This window comes from Kitasatospora sp. NPDC001539, assembly GCF_040298565.1.
GTDB lineage: Bacteria > Actinomycetota > Actinomycetes > Streptomycetales > Streptomycetaceae > Kitasatospora.
The window spans coordinates 1-14,426 of record NZ_JBEPAK010000180.1; the positions used below are offsets into that span (position 1 = coordinate 1).

At 72.8% G+C, this 14,426-nt stretch carries 11 protein-coding genes; 5 read left to right on the top strand and 6 right to left on the bottom strand.

The annotated features are described in order from the left end of the window. Positions 1–177: 177 nt before the first annotated feature. The 3 genes from ABT247_RS24185 to ABT247_RS24195 form a co-directional block, all read right to left on the bottom strand. Positions 178–915 carry an aggregation-promoting factor C-terminal-like domain-containing protein gene (locus tag ABT247_RS24185; RefSeq protein ID WP_502892494.1) on the bottom strand — a complete coding sequence of 246 codons (738 nt, stop codon included), beginning with the start codon at positions 913–915 and terminating at the stop codon, positions 178–180. Between the two features lie 453 nt (positions 916–1,368). Next, positions 1,369–2,703 (bottom strand): RNA 5'-3' helicase PhoH2, encoded by a 1,335-nt coding sequence (gene phoH2 / locus ABT247_RS24190; RefSeq protein WP_350745646.1) that lies wholly within the window; start codon positions 2,701–2,703, stop codon positions 1,369–1,371. Positions 2,704–2,961: 258 nt separating this feature from the next. Beyond that, entirely contained in the window at positions 2,962–3,756 is a 795-nt protein-coding gene (locus ABT247_RS24195; protein ID WP_392894128.1) for an isoprenyl transferase, read from the bottom strand. Between the two features lie 436 nt (positions 3,757–4,192). On the opposite strand from ABT247_RS24195, the gene ABT247_RS24200 reads away from it, so the two are divergent. Beyond that, on the top strand, positions 4,193–5,776 hold the full coding sequence (locus ABT247_RS24200; protein WP_350745649.1) for a chitinase: 1,584 nt from the start codon (positions 4,193–4,195) through the stop codon (positions 5,774–5,776). A gap of 116 nt (positions 5,777–5,892) precedes the next feature. On the opposite strand, the gene ABT247_RS24205 is transcribed toward ABT247_RS24200, so the two are convergent. Further along, positions 5,893–6,606, bottom strand: a complete 714-nt coding sequence (locus ABT247_RS24205; protein ID WP_350745652.1) for a prepilin peptidase — start codon at positions 6,604–6,606, stop codon at positions 5,893–5,895. Positions 6,607–6,855: 249 nt separating this feature from the next. Here ABT247_RS24205 and ABT247_RS24210 point away from each other — a divergent pair, with 249 nt between their 5' ends. Further along, entirely contained in the window at positions 6,856–8,070 is a 1,215-nt protein-coding gene (locus ABT247_RS24210; RefSeq protein WP_350745655.1) for a pyridoxal phosphate-dependent aminotransferase, read from the top strand. A 203-nt stretch (positions 8,071–8,273) separates the two neighbouring features. Here ABT247_RS24210 and ABT247_RS24215 read toward each other — a convergent pair whose 3' ends face one another. Then, positions 8,274–10,115 carry a phosphoenolpyruvate carboxykinase (GTP) gene (locus ABT247_RS24215; protein WP_350745657.1) on the bottom strand — a complete coding sequence of 614 codons (1,842 nt, stop codon included), beginning with the start codon at positions 10,113–10,115 and terminating at the stop codon, positions 8,274–8,276. Positions 10,116–10,400: 285 nt separating this feature from the next. On the opposite strand from ABT247_RS24215, the gene trhA reads away from it, so the two are divergent. After that, positions 10,401–11,093, top strand: coding sequence for a PAQR family membrane homeostasis protein TrhA (trhA, locus tag ABT247_RS24220; protein ID WP_350745660.1), 693 nt, complete (start codon positions 10,401–10,403; stop codon positions 11,091–11,093). Here trhA and ABT247_RS24225 read toward each other — a convergent pair. Then, on the bottom strand, positions 11,064–11,564 hold the full coding sequence (locus ABT247_RS24225) for a hypothetical protein (protein ID WP_350745663.1): 501 nt from the start codon (positions 11,562–11,564) through the stop codon (positions 11,064–11,066). The genes trhA and ABT247_RS24225 overlap by 30 nt on opposite strands. Before the next feature lie 289 nt (positions 11,565–11,853). On the opposite strand from ABT247_RS24225, the gene ABT247_RS24230 reads away from it, so the two are divergent. Both ABT247_RS24230 and ABT247_RS24235 read left to right on the top strand, forming a co-directional pair. Continuing rightward, positions 11,854–13,596, top strand: coding sequence for an MFS transporter (locus tag ABT247_RS24230; protein ID WP_350745666.1), 1,743 nt, complete (start codon positions 11,854–11,856; stop codon positions 13,594–13,596). A gap of 8 nt (positions 13,597–13,604) precedes the next feature. Continuing rightward, positions 13,605–14,261, top strand: coding sequence for a TetR family transcriptional regulator (locus tag ABT247_RS24235; protein WP_350745669.1), 657 nt, complete (start codon positions 13,605–13,607; stop codon positions 14,259–14,261). Positions 14,262–14,426: the final 165 nt, after the last annotated feature.

Consider the following 14,426-nt stretch of genomic DNA (forward strand, 5'->3'; position numbering starts at 1 on the left):
CGAACGGGACGAGCAGCGGCCGGGGGCCGTACGGAGTGCACCGCTTCGGCGCTCATGGAGTGCACCGCTTCGGCGCTGGTGGCCGCCGGGCGGTTCCGGAGCCCTTCGGCGACCGGGTCCCGGGCCGGACGGTGCCCCGGACCGAGGGCCCAGCACCGAGGGCCCGGCGCCACGGGCCTAGTACCAGTTGTGCGCCTGCCAGAACGACCAGGCACCGCAGGGGCTGCCGTAGCGGCTGTTCATGTAGCTCAGGCCCCACTTGATCTGGGTGGCGGGGTTGGTGCGCCAGTCGGCACCGGCCGAGGCCATCTTGGAGCCGGGCAGCGCCTGGACCAGGCCGTACGCGCCGGAGCTCTTGTTGGTCGCGGTGTAGTCCCAGCCGCTCTCGCGCTTCACGATCTGGCTGAAGCACTGGAACTGCGCGTCGCTGCCGACGATCTGCCGGGCCATGTCCTGGACGGAGCCGGGGCTGACCGAGACCGCCGGAGTGCTGTCGTCGTCGACCGCGGCCATCGCCGAACGCGCCTTGGAGCGGTTGGCGGCCTCGGCGGCGCGCTGGTCGGCGGCGGCCTTGGCGGCCTTGTCCGCGTCGGCCTTGGCCTGGGCGTCGGCCTTCGCCTGGGCGTCCGCGGCGGCCTTCTGGCGCGCGGCCTCCTCGGCGGCCTTCTGCTCGGCGGCGGCCTTGGCAGCGGCGTCGGCGGAGGCCTGCTGGGCGGTCGCCTGCTGGCCGATGTTGTCACTGATGGTCTGCGCCTGGGCGCCAGAGGGGACTTCGGCAAGCAGGGTCGCGCCGGCGACGTCGACCGTCTGCGTCGTCTTGCCCTCGCTGCCCGAGGCCATGCCCACGACGGCACCGACAGCGGTGACGGCGGTGGCGGAGGCCACAGCGACTCCCCGGACCGAGATCCGAGTCACATGGATTCCTTCCAGCATCGCCCATGCGTGACCGTACGGGCGCAACATGCCCCTTGGCACGGACCTCCGTTGGGTCTTCCGGTCACGGGAGGTACTGGCCCGGCGTCCGGCCGAGGTGAGTTCGACCGGGCGTTGGAATTCGGGCGGCGTACGGCTCGTCGGTCTTCAATTGTGCGTCCACCGACGGAAGTTGGCGGACCATCCGGGGCCTGACTTCCGGGGTCCGGAAGCCCTGCCGCGCCGTACGCGGGGCCTGACAGAACCCTCACCATGCCGCACCGGGCACTGTCGACGCAATTCCCGCCTGCGTGGCGCATGTCACATTCACCGGGCGGGAGTTCCCCGGACAGAAAGCACTCGATGTGATGAAAGGGACAGGGCCCGCTCCCTCAGGAGCGGGCCCCGCAGCGCGAGTTGAACCTATTGTCCGACTATGCCCCGATCAGGATCGGTTCACGGGTGGATGTCCTCCAGCATCTCCGTGACCAGCGCCGCGATCGGGGAGCGCTCCGAGCGGGTGAGCGTGATGTGGGCGAAGAGGGGATGCCCCTTCAACTTCTCCACCACCGCCACCACACCGTCGTACCGGCCGACCCGGAGGTTGTCCCGCTGCGCCACGTCGTGGGTGAGCACCACCCGCGAGCCCTGGCCGATCCGGGACAGCACCGTCAGCAGGACGTTCCGCTCCAGCGACTGCGCCTCGTCCACGATCACGAAGGCGTCGTGCAACGAGCGCCCCCGGATGTGGGTCAGCGGCAGGACCTCGAGCATCCCCCGGGCGATGACCTCCTCGATCACGTCCGGGGTGGTGACGGCCGAGAGGGTGTCGAAGACCGCCTGTGCCCAGGGGCCCATCTTCTCCGCCTCGGTGCCCGGCAGGTAGCCGAGCTCCTGGCCACCGACCGCGTACAGCGGCCGGAAGACCATCACCTTGCGGTGCTGCCTCCGCTCCAGCACCGCCTCCAGCCCCGCGCACAGCGCCAGCGCCGACTTCCCGGTGCCGGCCCGGCCGCCCATCGAGACGATGCCGATCTCCGGGTCGAGCAGGAGGTCCAGCGCCACCCGCTGCTCGGCGCTGCGGCCCCGCAGCCCGAACGCCTCGCGCTCCCCGCGCACCAGCCGGACCCGGCCGTCCCCGGTGACCCGGCCGAGCGCCCGGCCGCGCTCCGAGGTGAGCACCAGTCCGGTGTGCACCGGCAGCTCGGCGGCCCCCTCGATGTCCACCCCGGCGTCGTGGCCGGCCGCGAACAGCGCGTCCACCTGGTCGGCCGCGACGTGCAGCTCGGTCATCCCCGTCCAGCCGGAGGTGATCGCGAGCTCGGCCCGGTACTCCTCGGCGAGCAGGCCCACCGAGCTGGCCTTGATCCGCAGCGGGAGGTCCTTGGAGACGACGGTGACGTCGTAGCCCTCGGCCTGCAGGTTGCGGGCGACCGCCAGGATCCGGGTGTCCGCCTCGCCACCGCCGGCCCGGTAGCCGACCGGCAGTATCGAGACGTCCGAGTGGTTGAGCTCGACCCGGATGGTCCCGCCGAGTTCGCCGACCGGGATCGGCTCGTCGAGCCGCCCGTGGCGGATCCGGTAGTCGTCGAGCAGTCGCAGCGCCTGGCGGGCGAAGTAGCCCAGCTCCGGATGGTGCCGCTTGGCCTCCAACTCGGTGACGACCACCACCGGGAGCACGACCTCGTGCTCCTCGAAGCGGGTCATGGCGAGCGGGTCCGCCAGCAGCACGCTGGTGTCGAGAACGTACGTGCGCCGGTCTGGTGTCCGGCGGCTCTTGGAACTGACCACTAGGCCTCCAGAGCGGATGACCCTGCGTCATCCGCGGCAAGCCGGCCCCCGCTGCCCCGGTGGCCTCGGGACCGGACTGACTGGAGTATTCCCAGGCGAGGAGCGGTGCATTCGCGTCCCCGGCGAACTGACGGATCATTGCCGGTGAACGTTTGGCCTCGCGCCGGGCCCGGGTAGGCCATGCCTACGGCGGTCACTTCCGCCCGGTCGGGCGCGGGCCCGGCCCGTCCCGACCGCTCGGCGGGCGGGGTGACGGACCTACAGGCCCATCCGCCGGTGCCGCTGCTCGAACGCGCGCAGCGCGCGCAGGAAGTCGACCTTGCGGAAGGCCGGCCAGTAGGCCTCGCAGAAGTAGAACTCGCTGTGGGCGCTCTGCCAGAGCAGGAAGCCGGACAGCCGCTGCTCGCCCGAGGTTCGGATGATCAGGTCCGGGTCGGGCTGGTTGCGGGTGTAGAGGTGCTCGGCGATGTGCTCGACGGTCAGGATCTCGGCCAGCTCCTCGATCGAGGTGCCGCGTCCGGCCTGCTCCTGGAGCAGCGAGCGGACCGCGTCGGCGATCTCGTGCCGACCGCCGTAGCCGACCGCGACGTTGACGGTGATGCCGTCGATCCCGGAGGTCTCCTCGGCGGCGCGCTTGAGCACGTCGGCGGTGTGCTGCGGCAGCAGGTCCAGCGCGCCGACCGGGTTGACCCGCCAGCGGCGGGCGGCGGCGAGGCCGGTGACGGCGTCCTCGATGATGCCGAGCAGCGGGACCAGTTCGTCGGCCGGGCGGTCCAGGTTGTCGGTGGAGAGCATCCACAGGGTGACGACCTTGACGTGGGTCTCGTCGCACCAGCCGAGGAACTCGCTGATCTTGTCGGCGCCGCGCTGGTGGCCGTACGCGGTGGAGCCGCCGGCGGCCTTGGCCCAGCGGCGGTTGCCGTCCAGGATCACGCCGATGTGGTGGGGGGTGCGCCCGAGGTGGACCTCGACCCGGCGGCCGTAGAGCCGGTACATCCCGCCCAGCAGGGTGCGCAGCCCCGGCGTCCGTTCGGCGACATCGCGCAGACCCATGTTTCCCGGCCCCTCCGTGCTCGTTCAGCTGGTGCGTCACCGCACCGGCGCAGCCTACTCCGGCGCACTGGCGCACGGTAAAGCAGCAGGTAGCGGTCTGGTCACAGTCCTGTACGAAGACTGTCGCGGCGTGCGCGCCGCGGGTGGCGCCGGGCCGGCGGGGGCCGGCGCCGGACGGGAGGCGGGCGGGGACCGGGCCGGTCCGGGGTGGTGCCGGGCGCGAACCGGGTCGGACACGGAACGGTCTCCGAATCCTTAAGGGACCCGTAAGCCGGCGGCCCGGTGCTTGACGGCCCCCATTGGTCTAGTCCAGCTTGTGACCCGGGACGGCGGCCTGCTCCCCGTCCCGCACGGCTCACACCGGACCTCCCCTCCCCCACACGCGGCCGCCGCGCCCCCCACCGCGGCGGCCGCTCCTCCCCCAGGAGCGTCACCCATGGCCCGTACGCTGAAGCAGCCCGCCCACGGGCGCCGGCGCAGCCCCCTCCCGGCCGTCGCGGCCGGCGCCACCGCCCTCGCCCTGGCCGGCGGCGGCCTCGCCCTCTTCGCCGGCGGCGCCGGCGCCGCGGTCGGCAACCTGGTCAGCAACGGCGGCTTCGAGAGCGGGCTGGGCGGCTGGTCCTGCACCGGCGCCGCGACCACCGTCTCCTCGCCGGTGCACGCCGGCACCGGCGCACTGCAAGCCACCCCCGGCTCCGGCGACACGGCCGAGTGCAGCCAGACCATCAGCGTGCTGCCCAACACCAGCTACACGCTGAGCGCCTGGGTGCAGGGCCCGTACGTCTACCTCGGCGCGCGCGGCACCGGCGGCACCGACCCGTCCACCTGGTCGAACCAGACCAGCTGGAACCAGCTGTCCACCACCTTCACCACCGGGGCGAACGCCACCATCGTCACGGTCTACCTGCACGGCTGGTACGGGCAGGGCGCCTACCTCGCCGACGACGTCGCGCTGAGCGGCCCGGGCGGCACCTCCACCCCGTCGCCGACCGCCACCCCCACCCGGACGCCGACGCCGACCCCCACCGCGACGCCCACCCAGACGGCCACGCCGACCCAGACGCCCACGGCCACCCAGACGCCGACCCCGACCGCCACCCCGACCACGCCGCCGGCCACCGGCCTGCCCGCCCACGTGGTCACCGGCTACTGGCAGAACTTCGACAACGGCTCCACCCCGCAGCGCCTGAGCGACGTCCAGAACGCGTACGACATCATCGCGGTCTCCTTCGCCGACGCCGTGCCGACCCAGACCGGCGCGATCAGCTTCACCCTCGACCCCGGCCTGTCCAAGGCGCTCGGCGGCTACACCGACGCCCAGTTCCGCGCCGACATCAAGGCCAAGCAGGCGGCCGGCAAGAAGGTCGTCCTCTCCATCGGCGGCCAGAACGGCGCGATCACCGTCGGCGACGCCACCGCGGCCGCCAACTTCGCCAACAGCGCCTACGCGATCCTCAAGGACTACGGCTTCGACGGCATCGACGTCGACCTGGAGAACGGCGTCCAGGCCGGGCCGCTCGGCAACGCGCTGCACGCCCTGCAGGCCAAGGTCGGAGCCGGCTTCGTGCTGACCATGGCCCCCGAGACCATCGGGATGTACAGCACCTCCGGCGCCTACTTCCAACTGGCGCTGAACACCAAGGACATCCTGACCGTCGTCAACACCCAGTTCTACAACTCGGGCGGCATGAACGGCTGCGACGGCAAGGTCTACAACCAGGGCACCATCGACTTCATCACCTCGCAGGTCTGCACCCACATCCAGGGCGGCCTGCGGCCCGACCAGGTCGGCATCGGGGTGCCCGCCTCGACCAGGGCGGCCGGCGGCGGCTACGTCGACCCGTCGGTGGTGAACAACGCGCTGAACTGCCTGGCCACCGGCAACAACTGCGGCAGCTTCGTGCCGCCGGCCAAGTGGCCCACCATCCGGGGCGCGATGACCTGGTCCACCAACTGGGACGCCAACAACGGCAACGCCTTCTCCAACACCGTCGGCGCGTTCGTCCACAAGATGCCCTGAGCCTCGAATCCGACGCGAGACGCGCGGCGCGCGGCGGCCCCCGGGGGCGGGCGCGGCACGTCGGCGGCGGGCCCGCCGTACCGGCTTCGGTGCGGCGGGCCCGGCCCGTTCCCCGGCTACCGGGCCAGGACCGCGACGAGGGCGCCGAGGAGGAGGAACGGGCCCACCGGGACGTCGAGTCCGCGCACCCTGCGCCGCCGGACCAGCGCGGCGGCGGCCCGCAGGGTGCCCCAGAGCCCGGCCAGCACCACCGCCGCGAACAGCCCGCCGAACGCCACCGCCCAGCCGTACCACCCCAGCAGGCCGCCCAGGGCGAATCCGAGCGGCGAGTCGCCGGGGCCCAACGCCCCCGCCCAGACCGCGAGTTCGAGCAGCACGCCGACGGCCAGTGCGACCAGCAGGCAGTGCAGCAGCACCCCCGGGCGCCCCTCGGCCAGGGCCGCCACGGTCAGCAGCACGGCCACCCCGGCGAGCAGCGCGAGGTTGAGCCGGTGCGGCAGCCGGCGGACCCTCCCGTCCACGAAGCCCAGCGCCACGCCGACCGCGGCCGCCCAGCCGAGCGCCGGCGCCTGCGGCCCGTCCGCGGCGTACGCCACCGCGACCGCGACCGCCGCCGCGACGGCCTCCACCGCCCCGGCGCCCGCGCCCAGCCGGCCCCGGCAGCCCGGGCAGCGCCCGGTCGGCGGCAGCAGCCGCACCGCGCGCCCGCAGGACGGGCACGCCCCGCGCCAGGGTTCGCCCTCCGGGACGGCGAAGTAGACGATCAGCCCGCGCAGCGGCGGGGCCGCCAGGAGTCCGACCAGCACCGCCGCGGCCACGACCGGTACCACCGGCGCACCCCCTCCTCGATCCGACGCACCGGCCTCATCATGCCCCCGCGGGTGTGCCGTCCGTCTCCTTCCGCATTCGACCGAGCGCGCGCTCCCCGCGCACCGGAGCGTTCCGGGCCGGCGGGGCGCCGGTTCGCAAGGCCGCCGCGCGCTCGGGCCTGCCGATCCAAGGACGCCGCGCGGGGCGGTTCCGCCGGTGCCGCGCGACGGTCGGCGCGGGGCCCCCGGCTGCCCCTAAAGTAGGCAGGCATGCAGGTCATCCAGTCCAGCAAGCTCGCCAACGTCTGTTACGACATCCGCGGCCCGGTGCTCGACGAGGCGATGCGGCTGGAGGAACAGGGCCACCGCATCCTCAAGCTCAACACCGGCAACCCGGCCGTCTTCGGCTTCGAGGCTCCCCCGGAGATCCTCCAGGACATCCTGCGCAACCTCGCCAACGCGCACGGGTACGGCGACTCCAAGGGCCTGCTGTCGGCCCGCCGCGCGGTGGTCATGCACTACGAGGAGCGCGGGCTGCACGGGCTCTCCGTCGACGACGTCTTCCTCGGCAACGGCGTCTCCGAGCTGATCCAGCTGGCCATGACGGCGCTGCTGGACGACGGCGACGAGGTGCTCGTCCCGGCGCCGGACTACCCGCTGTGGACCGCCTCGGTCTCGCTCGCCGGCGGCACCGCCGTGCACTACCGCTGCGACGAGCAGTCCGAGTGGTACCCGGACCTCGCCGACATCGAGGCCAAGGTCACCGACCGGACCAGGGCCATCGTGGTGATCAACCCGAACAACCCGACCGGCGCGGTCTACCCGCGCGAGGTGCTGGAGGGCCTCGCCGGGATCGCCCGCCGGCACCAGCTGGTGGTCTACGCGGACGAGATCTACGACAAGATCCTCTACGACGACGCCGAGCACGTCCCGCTGGCCACCCTCGCCCCGGACCTCTTCTGCGTCACCTTCAACGGGCTGTCCAAGGCGTACCGGGTCGCGGGCTTCCGCTCCGGCTGGATGGTGCTCTCCGGCGACCGGCACCGCGCCCGCAGCTACGTCGAGGGCCTGAACGTGCTGGCCTCGATGCGGCTGTGCGCCAACATGCCCGCCCAGCACGCGGTGGCCGCCGCCCTCGGGGGCCGGCAGTCGATCCGCGACCTGGTGCTCCCCGGCGGCCGGCTGCTCGCCTCCCGCGACGCGGCGTACGACCTGCTGAACCGGATCCCGGGGGTCAGCTGCGTCAAGCCCAAGGGCGCGCTGTACGCCTTCCCCCGGCTGGATCCCAAGGTCTACAAGATCAAGGACGACGCCCAGATGGTGCTGGACCTGCTGCGCTCCGAGCGCATCCTGCTGGTCCAGGGCACCGGCTTCAACTGGCCCGAGCCGGACCACTTCCGGCTGGTCACGCTGCCCCGGGCGGAGGAGATCACCGACGCCGTGACCAGGATCGGCGACTTCCTCAGCGGCTACAGCCAGCCGTGATCCCCCGGGCCGGGGGCCGGGCGCAGCACCACGGCCGGGGTGCCGGCCGGAGCCGGGAAACACTACGGCCGGAGTCCCGGGCCGGGCGGTCTCCTTGGTCGGGGAAAGACCGCCCGGTGGAACTCCGGCCGTCCTGTCACTCGGCGAGCGCGCGGTTCGTGCCGCGCGCCCGCCTCTCGCTCGGCTGAGGCTGGGACCCAGACTCAGCCGAGGCGCGCGACCAGGCTCCGGTACTCGTCCCACAGCTCCTTCGGGGTGTGGTCGCCGAACAGCTCCAGGTGGGCCGGCACCAGCGCGGCCTCCTGGCGCCAGATGTCGGCGTCCACGGTGAAGAGCAGGTCGAGGTCCTCCTCGGACAGCTTCAGGTCACCCAGGTCGAAGCCCTCCACCGTCGGCAGCACACCGATCGGGGTCTCGACGCCCTCGCCGGTGCCCTCCAGGCGCTCGACGATCCACTTGAGCACGCGGCTGTTCTCGCCGTAGCCGGGCCAGACGAACTTGCCCTCGGCGTTCTTGCGGAACCAGTTCACGTAGTAGATCTTCGGCAGCTTGGCCTGGTCGGCCTGGGCGCCGATCTTCAGCCAGTGGGCGAAGTAGTCGCCCATGTTGTAGCCGCAGAACGGCAGCATCGCGAACGGGTCGCGGCGCAGCTCGCCGACGGTGCCCTCGGCGGCGGCGGTCTTCTCGGAGGCGATGTTGGCGCCGAGGAAGACACCGTGCTGCCAGTTGAAGGACTCCGTCACCAGCGGGACGGCGGTGGCGCGGCGGCCGCCGAACAGGATCGCCGAGATCGGCACGCCCGCCGGGTCCTCCCACTCCGGGGCGATGGTCGGGCACTGCGCGGCCGGGACGGCGAAGCGGGCGTTCGGGTGGGCGGCCGGGGTGCCGGACTCCGGCGTCCAGTCGTTGCCGCGCCAGTCGGTCAGGTGCGCCGGGGGCTCCTCGGTCAGGCCCTCCCACCACACGTCGCCGTCGTCGGTGAGGGCGACGTTGGTGAAGACGGTGTTGCCCCAGAGCGTGTCGATGGCGTTGGCGTTGGTGTCCATGCCGGTGCCGGGGGCGACGCCGAAGAAGCCGGCCTCGGGGTTGATGGCGTACAGGCGGCCGTCGGCGCCGAAGCGCATCCAGGCGATGTCGTCGCCGATCGTCTCGACCTTCCAGCCGGGGACGGTCGGCTGGAGCATCGCGAGGTTGGTCTTGCCGCAGGCCGACGGGAAGGCGGCCGCGACGTACTTCGGCTCCGCCTCGCCCTCCGGGCCCGCCGGCGGGGTGAGCTTCAGGATGAGCATGTGCTCGGCCAGCCAGCCCTCGTCGCGGGCCATGGTCGAGGCGATGCGCAGCGCGTAGCACTTCTTGCCGAGCAGGGCGTTGCCGCCGTAGCCGGAGCCGAAGGACCAGATCTCCCGGGTCTCCGGGAAGTGCGAGATGTACTTGGTGCTGTTGCACGGCCACGGCACGTCCGCCTGGCCCTCGGCCAGCGGGGCGCCGACGGTGTGCACGGCCTTGACGAAGTCCCCGTCCTCGCCGAGCTGGTCGAGCACGGCCTGGCCCATGCGGGTCATCACGCGCATCGACACCGCGACGTAGGCGGAGTCGGTGATCTCGACGCCGTACGCGGCCAGCGGGGAGCCGACCGGCCCCATCGAGAAGGGCACCACGTACATCGTGCGGCCCTTCATCGCGCCGCGGAACAGGCCCTGCTCGCCCTGGAAGATCTCCCGCATCTCGGCGGGGGCCTTCCAGTGGTTGGTCGGGCCGGCGTCCTTCTCCTGCTCGGAGCAGATGAAGGTGCGGTCCTCCACGCGCGCCACGTCCGAGGGGTCCGAGGCGGCGTAGTAGGAGTTGGGGCGCTTCTCCTCGTTGAGCTTCTTGAAGGTGCCCTGATCCACCAGCAGGTCCGCGAGGCGCTGGTACTCCTCGTCGGAGCCGTCGCACCACTCGATGCGGTCCGGCTGGGTGAGCTCGGCGATCTCGCTCACCCAAGCGAGCAGCTGCTTGTGGCGGGTGGGCGCGGATGCGCTGAGAGCAGAGATCTCGTACGACACGATCGCTCCGTTTCACGCCGTCCCGGCGGGGAGACGGCGTTGCGGGGGTCTGAGGGTGTTTGCAGCGTAGCCCCGCCCTGGGGGGCCAAACGCGGCGCAGCGTCGAAATTGACGCATCTTTTACTACAGTAAGTATGATTACTGGCCAGTAGTGGGTCGTTCACGCCACGGCCGGAGTGCGCGGCGCCACACTGCAAACACTCCAAAACGTCCAAGAGTGATGAGCGCCACTTCATTACGCACCAGTAACCTACGGACCCGTAGGTAGCGGGTAGCATGCTGCGCATGACTGCTGCCGCGCTCAGCGAGCGCCTCGCGGAGAGCTCTGCCGCGATCAGGGAGAGCAAGCCGAAGTGGCGCGGCTGGCTGCACGCCGGAATGTTCCCCGCCACCGTCGCCGCCGGGATCGTGCTGATCTGCCTGGCCGACTCGACGCCCGCCAGGATCGCCTGCGCGATCTACTCGGTCAGCGCCTGGCTGCTGTTCGGGGTCAGCGCGGTCTACCACCGCTTCGACTGGGGGCCGCGCGGGGACGCCGTGCTCCGCCGGCTCGACCACGCGAACATCTTCCTGATCATCGCGGGCACCTACACGCCGTTCACGATCCTGCTGCTCAAGGGGGACAGCCGGCAGATACTGCTCTGGGCGGTCTGGGGCGGGGCGCTCGCCGGGATCGCCTTCCGGGTGTTCTGGGTCGGCGCGCCGCGCTGGCTGTACACGCCGGTGTACATCGCGCTGGGCTGGGCCGCCGCCTTCTTCCTCCCGGACTTCCTGCGCGCCGGCGGCGTCGCCGTCCTGGTGCTGATGATCGTCGGCGGGGTGCTCTACAGCGTCGGCGGCGTGGTGTACGGGCTCAAGCGGCCCGATCCGTCACCGCGCTGGTTCGGCTTCCACGAGGTGTTCCACGCCTTCACCCTCGGAGCCTTCGTCGTGCAGTACGTCGGCGTCTCACTGGTGGCGTACAGCACGGCCGGCTGAACCCGGCGCGCCGCGGCGGGCGGTCGTACGGTCCACGGACCGCGCGGCCGCCCGTTCCGCCGTCCAGGGCCGCTCGTACGGGGCCCGGCTCTGCGGGCGGCGCGGGTACTGCGGCCGGTCCGCGGCGCCGGACTCCGGCTGCTCCGCCCGGCCGGAGGCGGCCCGCCCGGCCCCACCCTCACGCGCCTGGCGCGCGTCCAGGGCCTCGCGCGCCCGGCGGCAGCGCTCGCAGTGCGCCGCGTCCGGAGCTCCGCGCAGCGGGCGGTGCCCGGCCGGGGAGGGCTGCCGGTGCAGCGCCCGCCAGCGGCGGGCGACGTGGACCATGAGCAGCAGCACCTCGACACCGGCGACCCCGAGGACCAGCGGGGCGCCGTTGATCAGATAGGCCGTGACCACGGCCAGCGCGGAGCCCACTCCCACGACCGCGCCCCACACCTGGACACCCGCACGCCCGCCGTCACTCTCGGCCACTTCGGCTTCCCCTTTCCCGGTGCCGGGCTCGTGGTCGGCCCCTGCCGCCCCACCCCTTCTGCGCTTTCGGCACGCGTCGGCCAGGACTGACCGATAGCCACATGGTATCTACCGTCAGTCACCCGGGACCGCCCTCGAGCGGCGAACGACAGATCAACGTTGCGTCAATTCCGCGTGCAGGAGCAGCACTTCCGCGACACATCACGGAGCGCGCCCGAGCGGTGACAGGGCTACCGTGCGACATCGGGTTGACGGAAACCATCTTTTGATAGTTACTCTCATTTGAGAGATGACATCAAAAAATGTCACCGCGAGGTCCCTGGAGATCGCCATGCCCGCCGCCGCTCCACCCACCGCAGCGCCCGCCGACCCGCGCCGTTGGCTCGCCCTGGTCGCCGTCGCCCTCAGCGTCCTGGTGATCAGCTTCGACATGACGATCCTCAACGTCGCCCTGCCCACCCTGGCCTCGCAGTTGCAGGCCGGCACCGGGCAGCAGCAGTGGATCGTCGACTCCTACACGGTGGTCTTCGCCGCCGCGATGCTCCCCGCCGGACTGCTCGGGGACCGCTACGGCCGCCGCCGCACCCTCGTCGTCGGCCTCGCCCTGTTCGGACTCGCCTCCGCCGTCGGGATGCTCACCGGATCCCCCGACACCCTGATCGCCGCACGGACCGGCATGGGGCTGGCCGCCGCCCTCGTCATGCCGATGTCGATGGCGGTCATCCCCGGTCTCTTCCCCGCCGCCGAACAGCGCCGCGCCACCGCCGTCCTGGCCGCCTCGCTCGCCGCCGGCGGCCCGCTCGGCCCGCTCATCGGCGGCTTCCTGCTGCAGCACTTCTGGTGGGGCTCGGTGTTCGCGGTCAACGTGCCGCTGACCGCCGCCGGCGTCGTCGCCTGCGTGCTGCTGCTGCCGGAGAGCCGCAACCCCGCCGCACCCCGGATGGACCTGCCCGGCGCCGGCCTCGCCGCCGCCGGACTGGGCTCGCTCACCTACGGCATCATCCAGGGTGCCGACGCAGGCTGGACGGACCCGGCGGTGGTCGCCACGCTGGCCGGCTCGGTGCTCCTGCTCGCCGCCCTGGTGCTGCGCAGCCGCCGCCAGGCCGACCCGATGCTCGACCTCGCCCTGCTCGCCGACCGGACCTTCCGCTGGTCCGCCGTCGCGGCCATGCTGATCTCGGTCGTCCTGTTCGGCGCCTTCTTCGTCCTCCCGCTCTACTTCCAGAGCGTGCTCGGCACCGACGCGCTCGGCTCCGGACTGCGGCTGATGCCGATGATGCTCGGCCTGATGGTCGCCGCCAGGCTCACCGACCGGCTGGTCGGCCGGATCGGCGCCCGCACCGTGATCTCCACCGGTCTGGCGCTGCTCGGCGGCGCGCTGCTGTTCGGCAGCCGGACCACCCCCGCCGACGGGTACGGGCGGGCCGCGGTCTGGCTCACCGTGCTCGGGCTGGGCATGGGCCTGTCGCTGATCACCGCCCAGGCCTCCGCGCTGGCCACCCTGCCGCCCGCCAAGGCCGGGGTCGGCTCGGGACTGCTCCAGACCCTGCGGCAGATCGGCGGCGCGATCGGCGTCGCCGCCTTCGGCAGCCTGCTCGCCGGCGCCTACCGGGGCGCCCTGGTCACGGGCGGCCTGCCGGCCGAGGCGGCGCACCGGGCCGGGAAGTCGGTGGTCGCCGCCGAGGCCGTCGCCCGGGCCTCCGGTCGCCCCGCGCTCGCCGCCTCCGCGCACGCGGCGTACGTGCACGGGATGGCGGTGGTGCTGCTGGTCGCCGGGCTGGTCGCGGTGGTCTCGGCGGTACTGGTCGCCGCCCGGATGCCGGCCGGCGGGGCGGCGGACGCCCGTACCGACGGCGCCTCGGGCCGGGTGGCGGGCCGGGGCTCGGACCCGGTATCGGGGCAGGTGGCGGGCCAGGGCTCGGGCCAGGTGCCGGGCCGGGTCTCGGGCCAGGGCTCGGACCGGGCCCCGGGCCGAGGCGCGGACGAAGCGGCGGGCCAGGCCGGGGCCACCGCCGGCGGAGATCGCCGATAATCGTCGGCATGACTCCCGAACAGCCGACCGCGGCCCTCCCGGACGCCCCGACCAACCCGGTCCAGGCACTGCTGGAGGCGCCGCTGTCGCTGCGCGAGCGCAAGAAGCTGAAGACCCGGCAGGCCCTCCGCCGCGAGGCCTACCGGCTCTTCGCCGAACAGGGCTACCAGAACACCACGGTGGAGCAGATCGCCGCCGCCGCCGAGGTCTCCCCGTCCACCTTCTTCCGCTACTTCGCCGCCAAGGAGGACCTCGTCCTCACCGACGAGTACGACCCGGCGATGATCTCGGCCCTGCTGTCCCGCCCCGCCGACGAGCCCTTCCTCACCTCCTGCCGGGAGGCCCTCACCGGCCTGATCCGCGCCCTCCTCCAGCACGAGCGGCAGGAACTGCTGACCCGGGTGCGACTGGTCACCGAGGTCCCCGCGCTGCGCGCCGGGCTCGACCGGGCCGGCAACAACCCGCGGGAGCTCTACCTCTCCGTCCTCACCCGCCGGGCCGGCATCGAGGAACCCACGTACGAGATGCGGGTCACCGCCGCGGCGATCGGCGCCGCCACCATCGAGGCCGTCCTGCAGTGGGCGAAGACCGACGGCCGGGAGGACATCGCGGACCTCGTCGACCACACCTTCGCACTGCTCGGAAGCGGCTTCGCCGGGGTGTGACCCCGGCCCGGACTCGCCGCCCGAGGACGGAGCGGGACGAGGACGGAGCGGGACGAGGGCGGAGCGGGACACCCACGGAGCGGGGCCCGGCCGGTCCGGCCGGGCCCCGCCCGCGGGCAGCGGGGGCCCCGCCAGCTAGGAAGCGCGGCGGGGGGGGTCCGAGGC

Bases quoted from the DNA above. Each gene is read 5' to 3' on its own strand.
- ABT247_RS24195 (WP_392894128.1), bottom strand. From the start codon at position 3,756: ATGGGTCTGCGCGATGTCGCCGAACGGACGCCGGGGCTGCGCACCCTG.
- ABT247_RS24230 (WP_350745666.1), top strand. From the start codon at position 11,854: ATGACATCAAAAAATGTCACCGCGAGGTCCCTGGAGATCGCCATGCCC.
- ABT247_RS24210 (WP_350745655.1), top strand. From the start codon at position 6,856: ATGCAGGTCATCCAGTCCAGCAAGCTCGCCAACGTCTGTTACGACATC.
- trhA (WP_350745660.1), top strand. From the start codon at position 10,401: ATGACTGCTGCCGCGCTCAGCGAGCGCCTCGCGGAGAGCTCTGCCGCG.
- ABT247_RS24200 (WP_350745649.1), top strand. From the start codon at position 4,193: ATGGCCCGTACGCTGAAGCAGCCCGCCCACGGGCGCCGGCGCAGCCCC.
- ABT247_RS24235 (WP_350745669.1), top strand. From the start codon at position 13,605: ATGACTCCCGAACAGCCGACCGCGGCCCTCCCGGACGCCCCGACCAAC.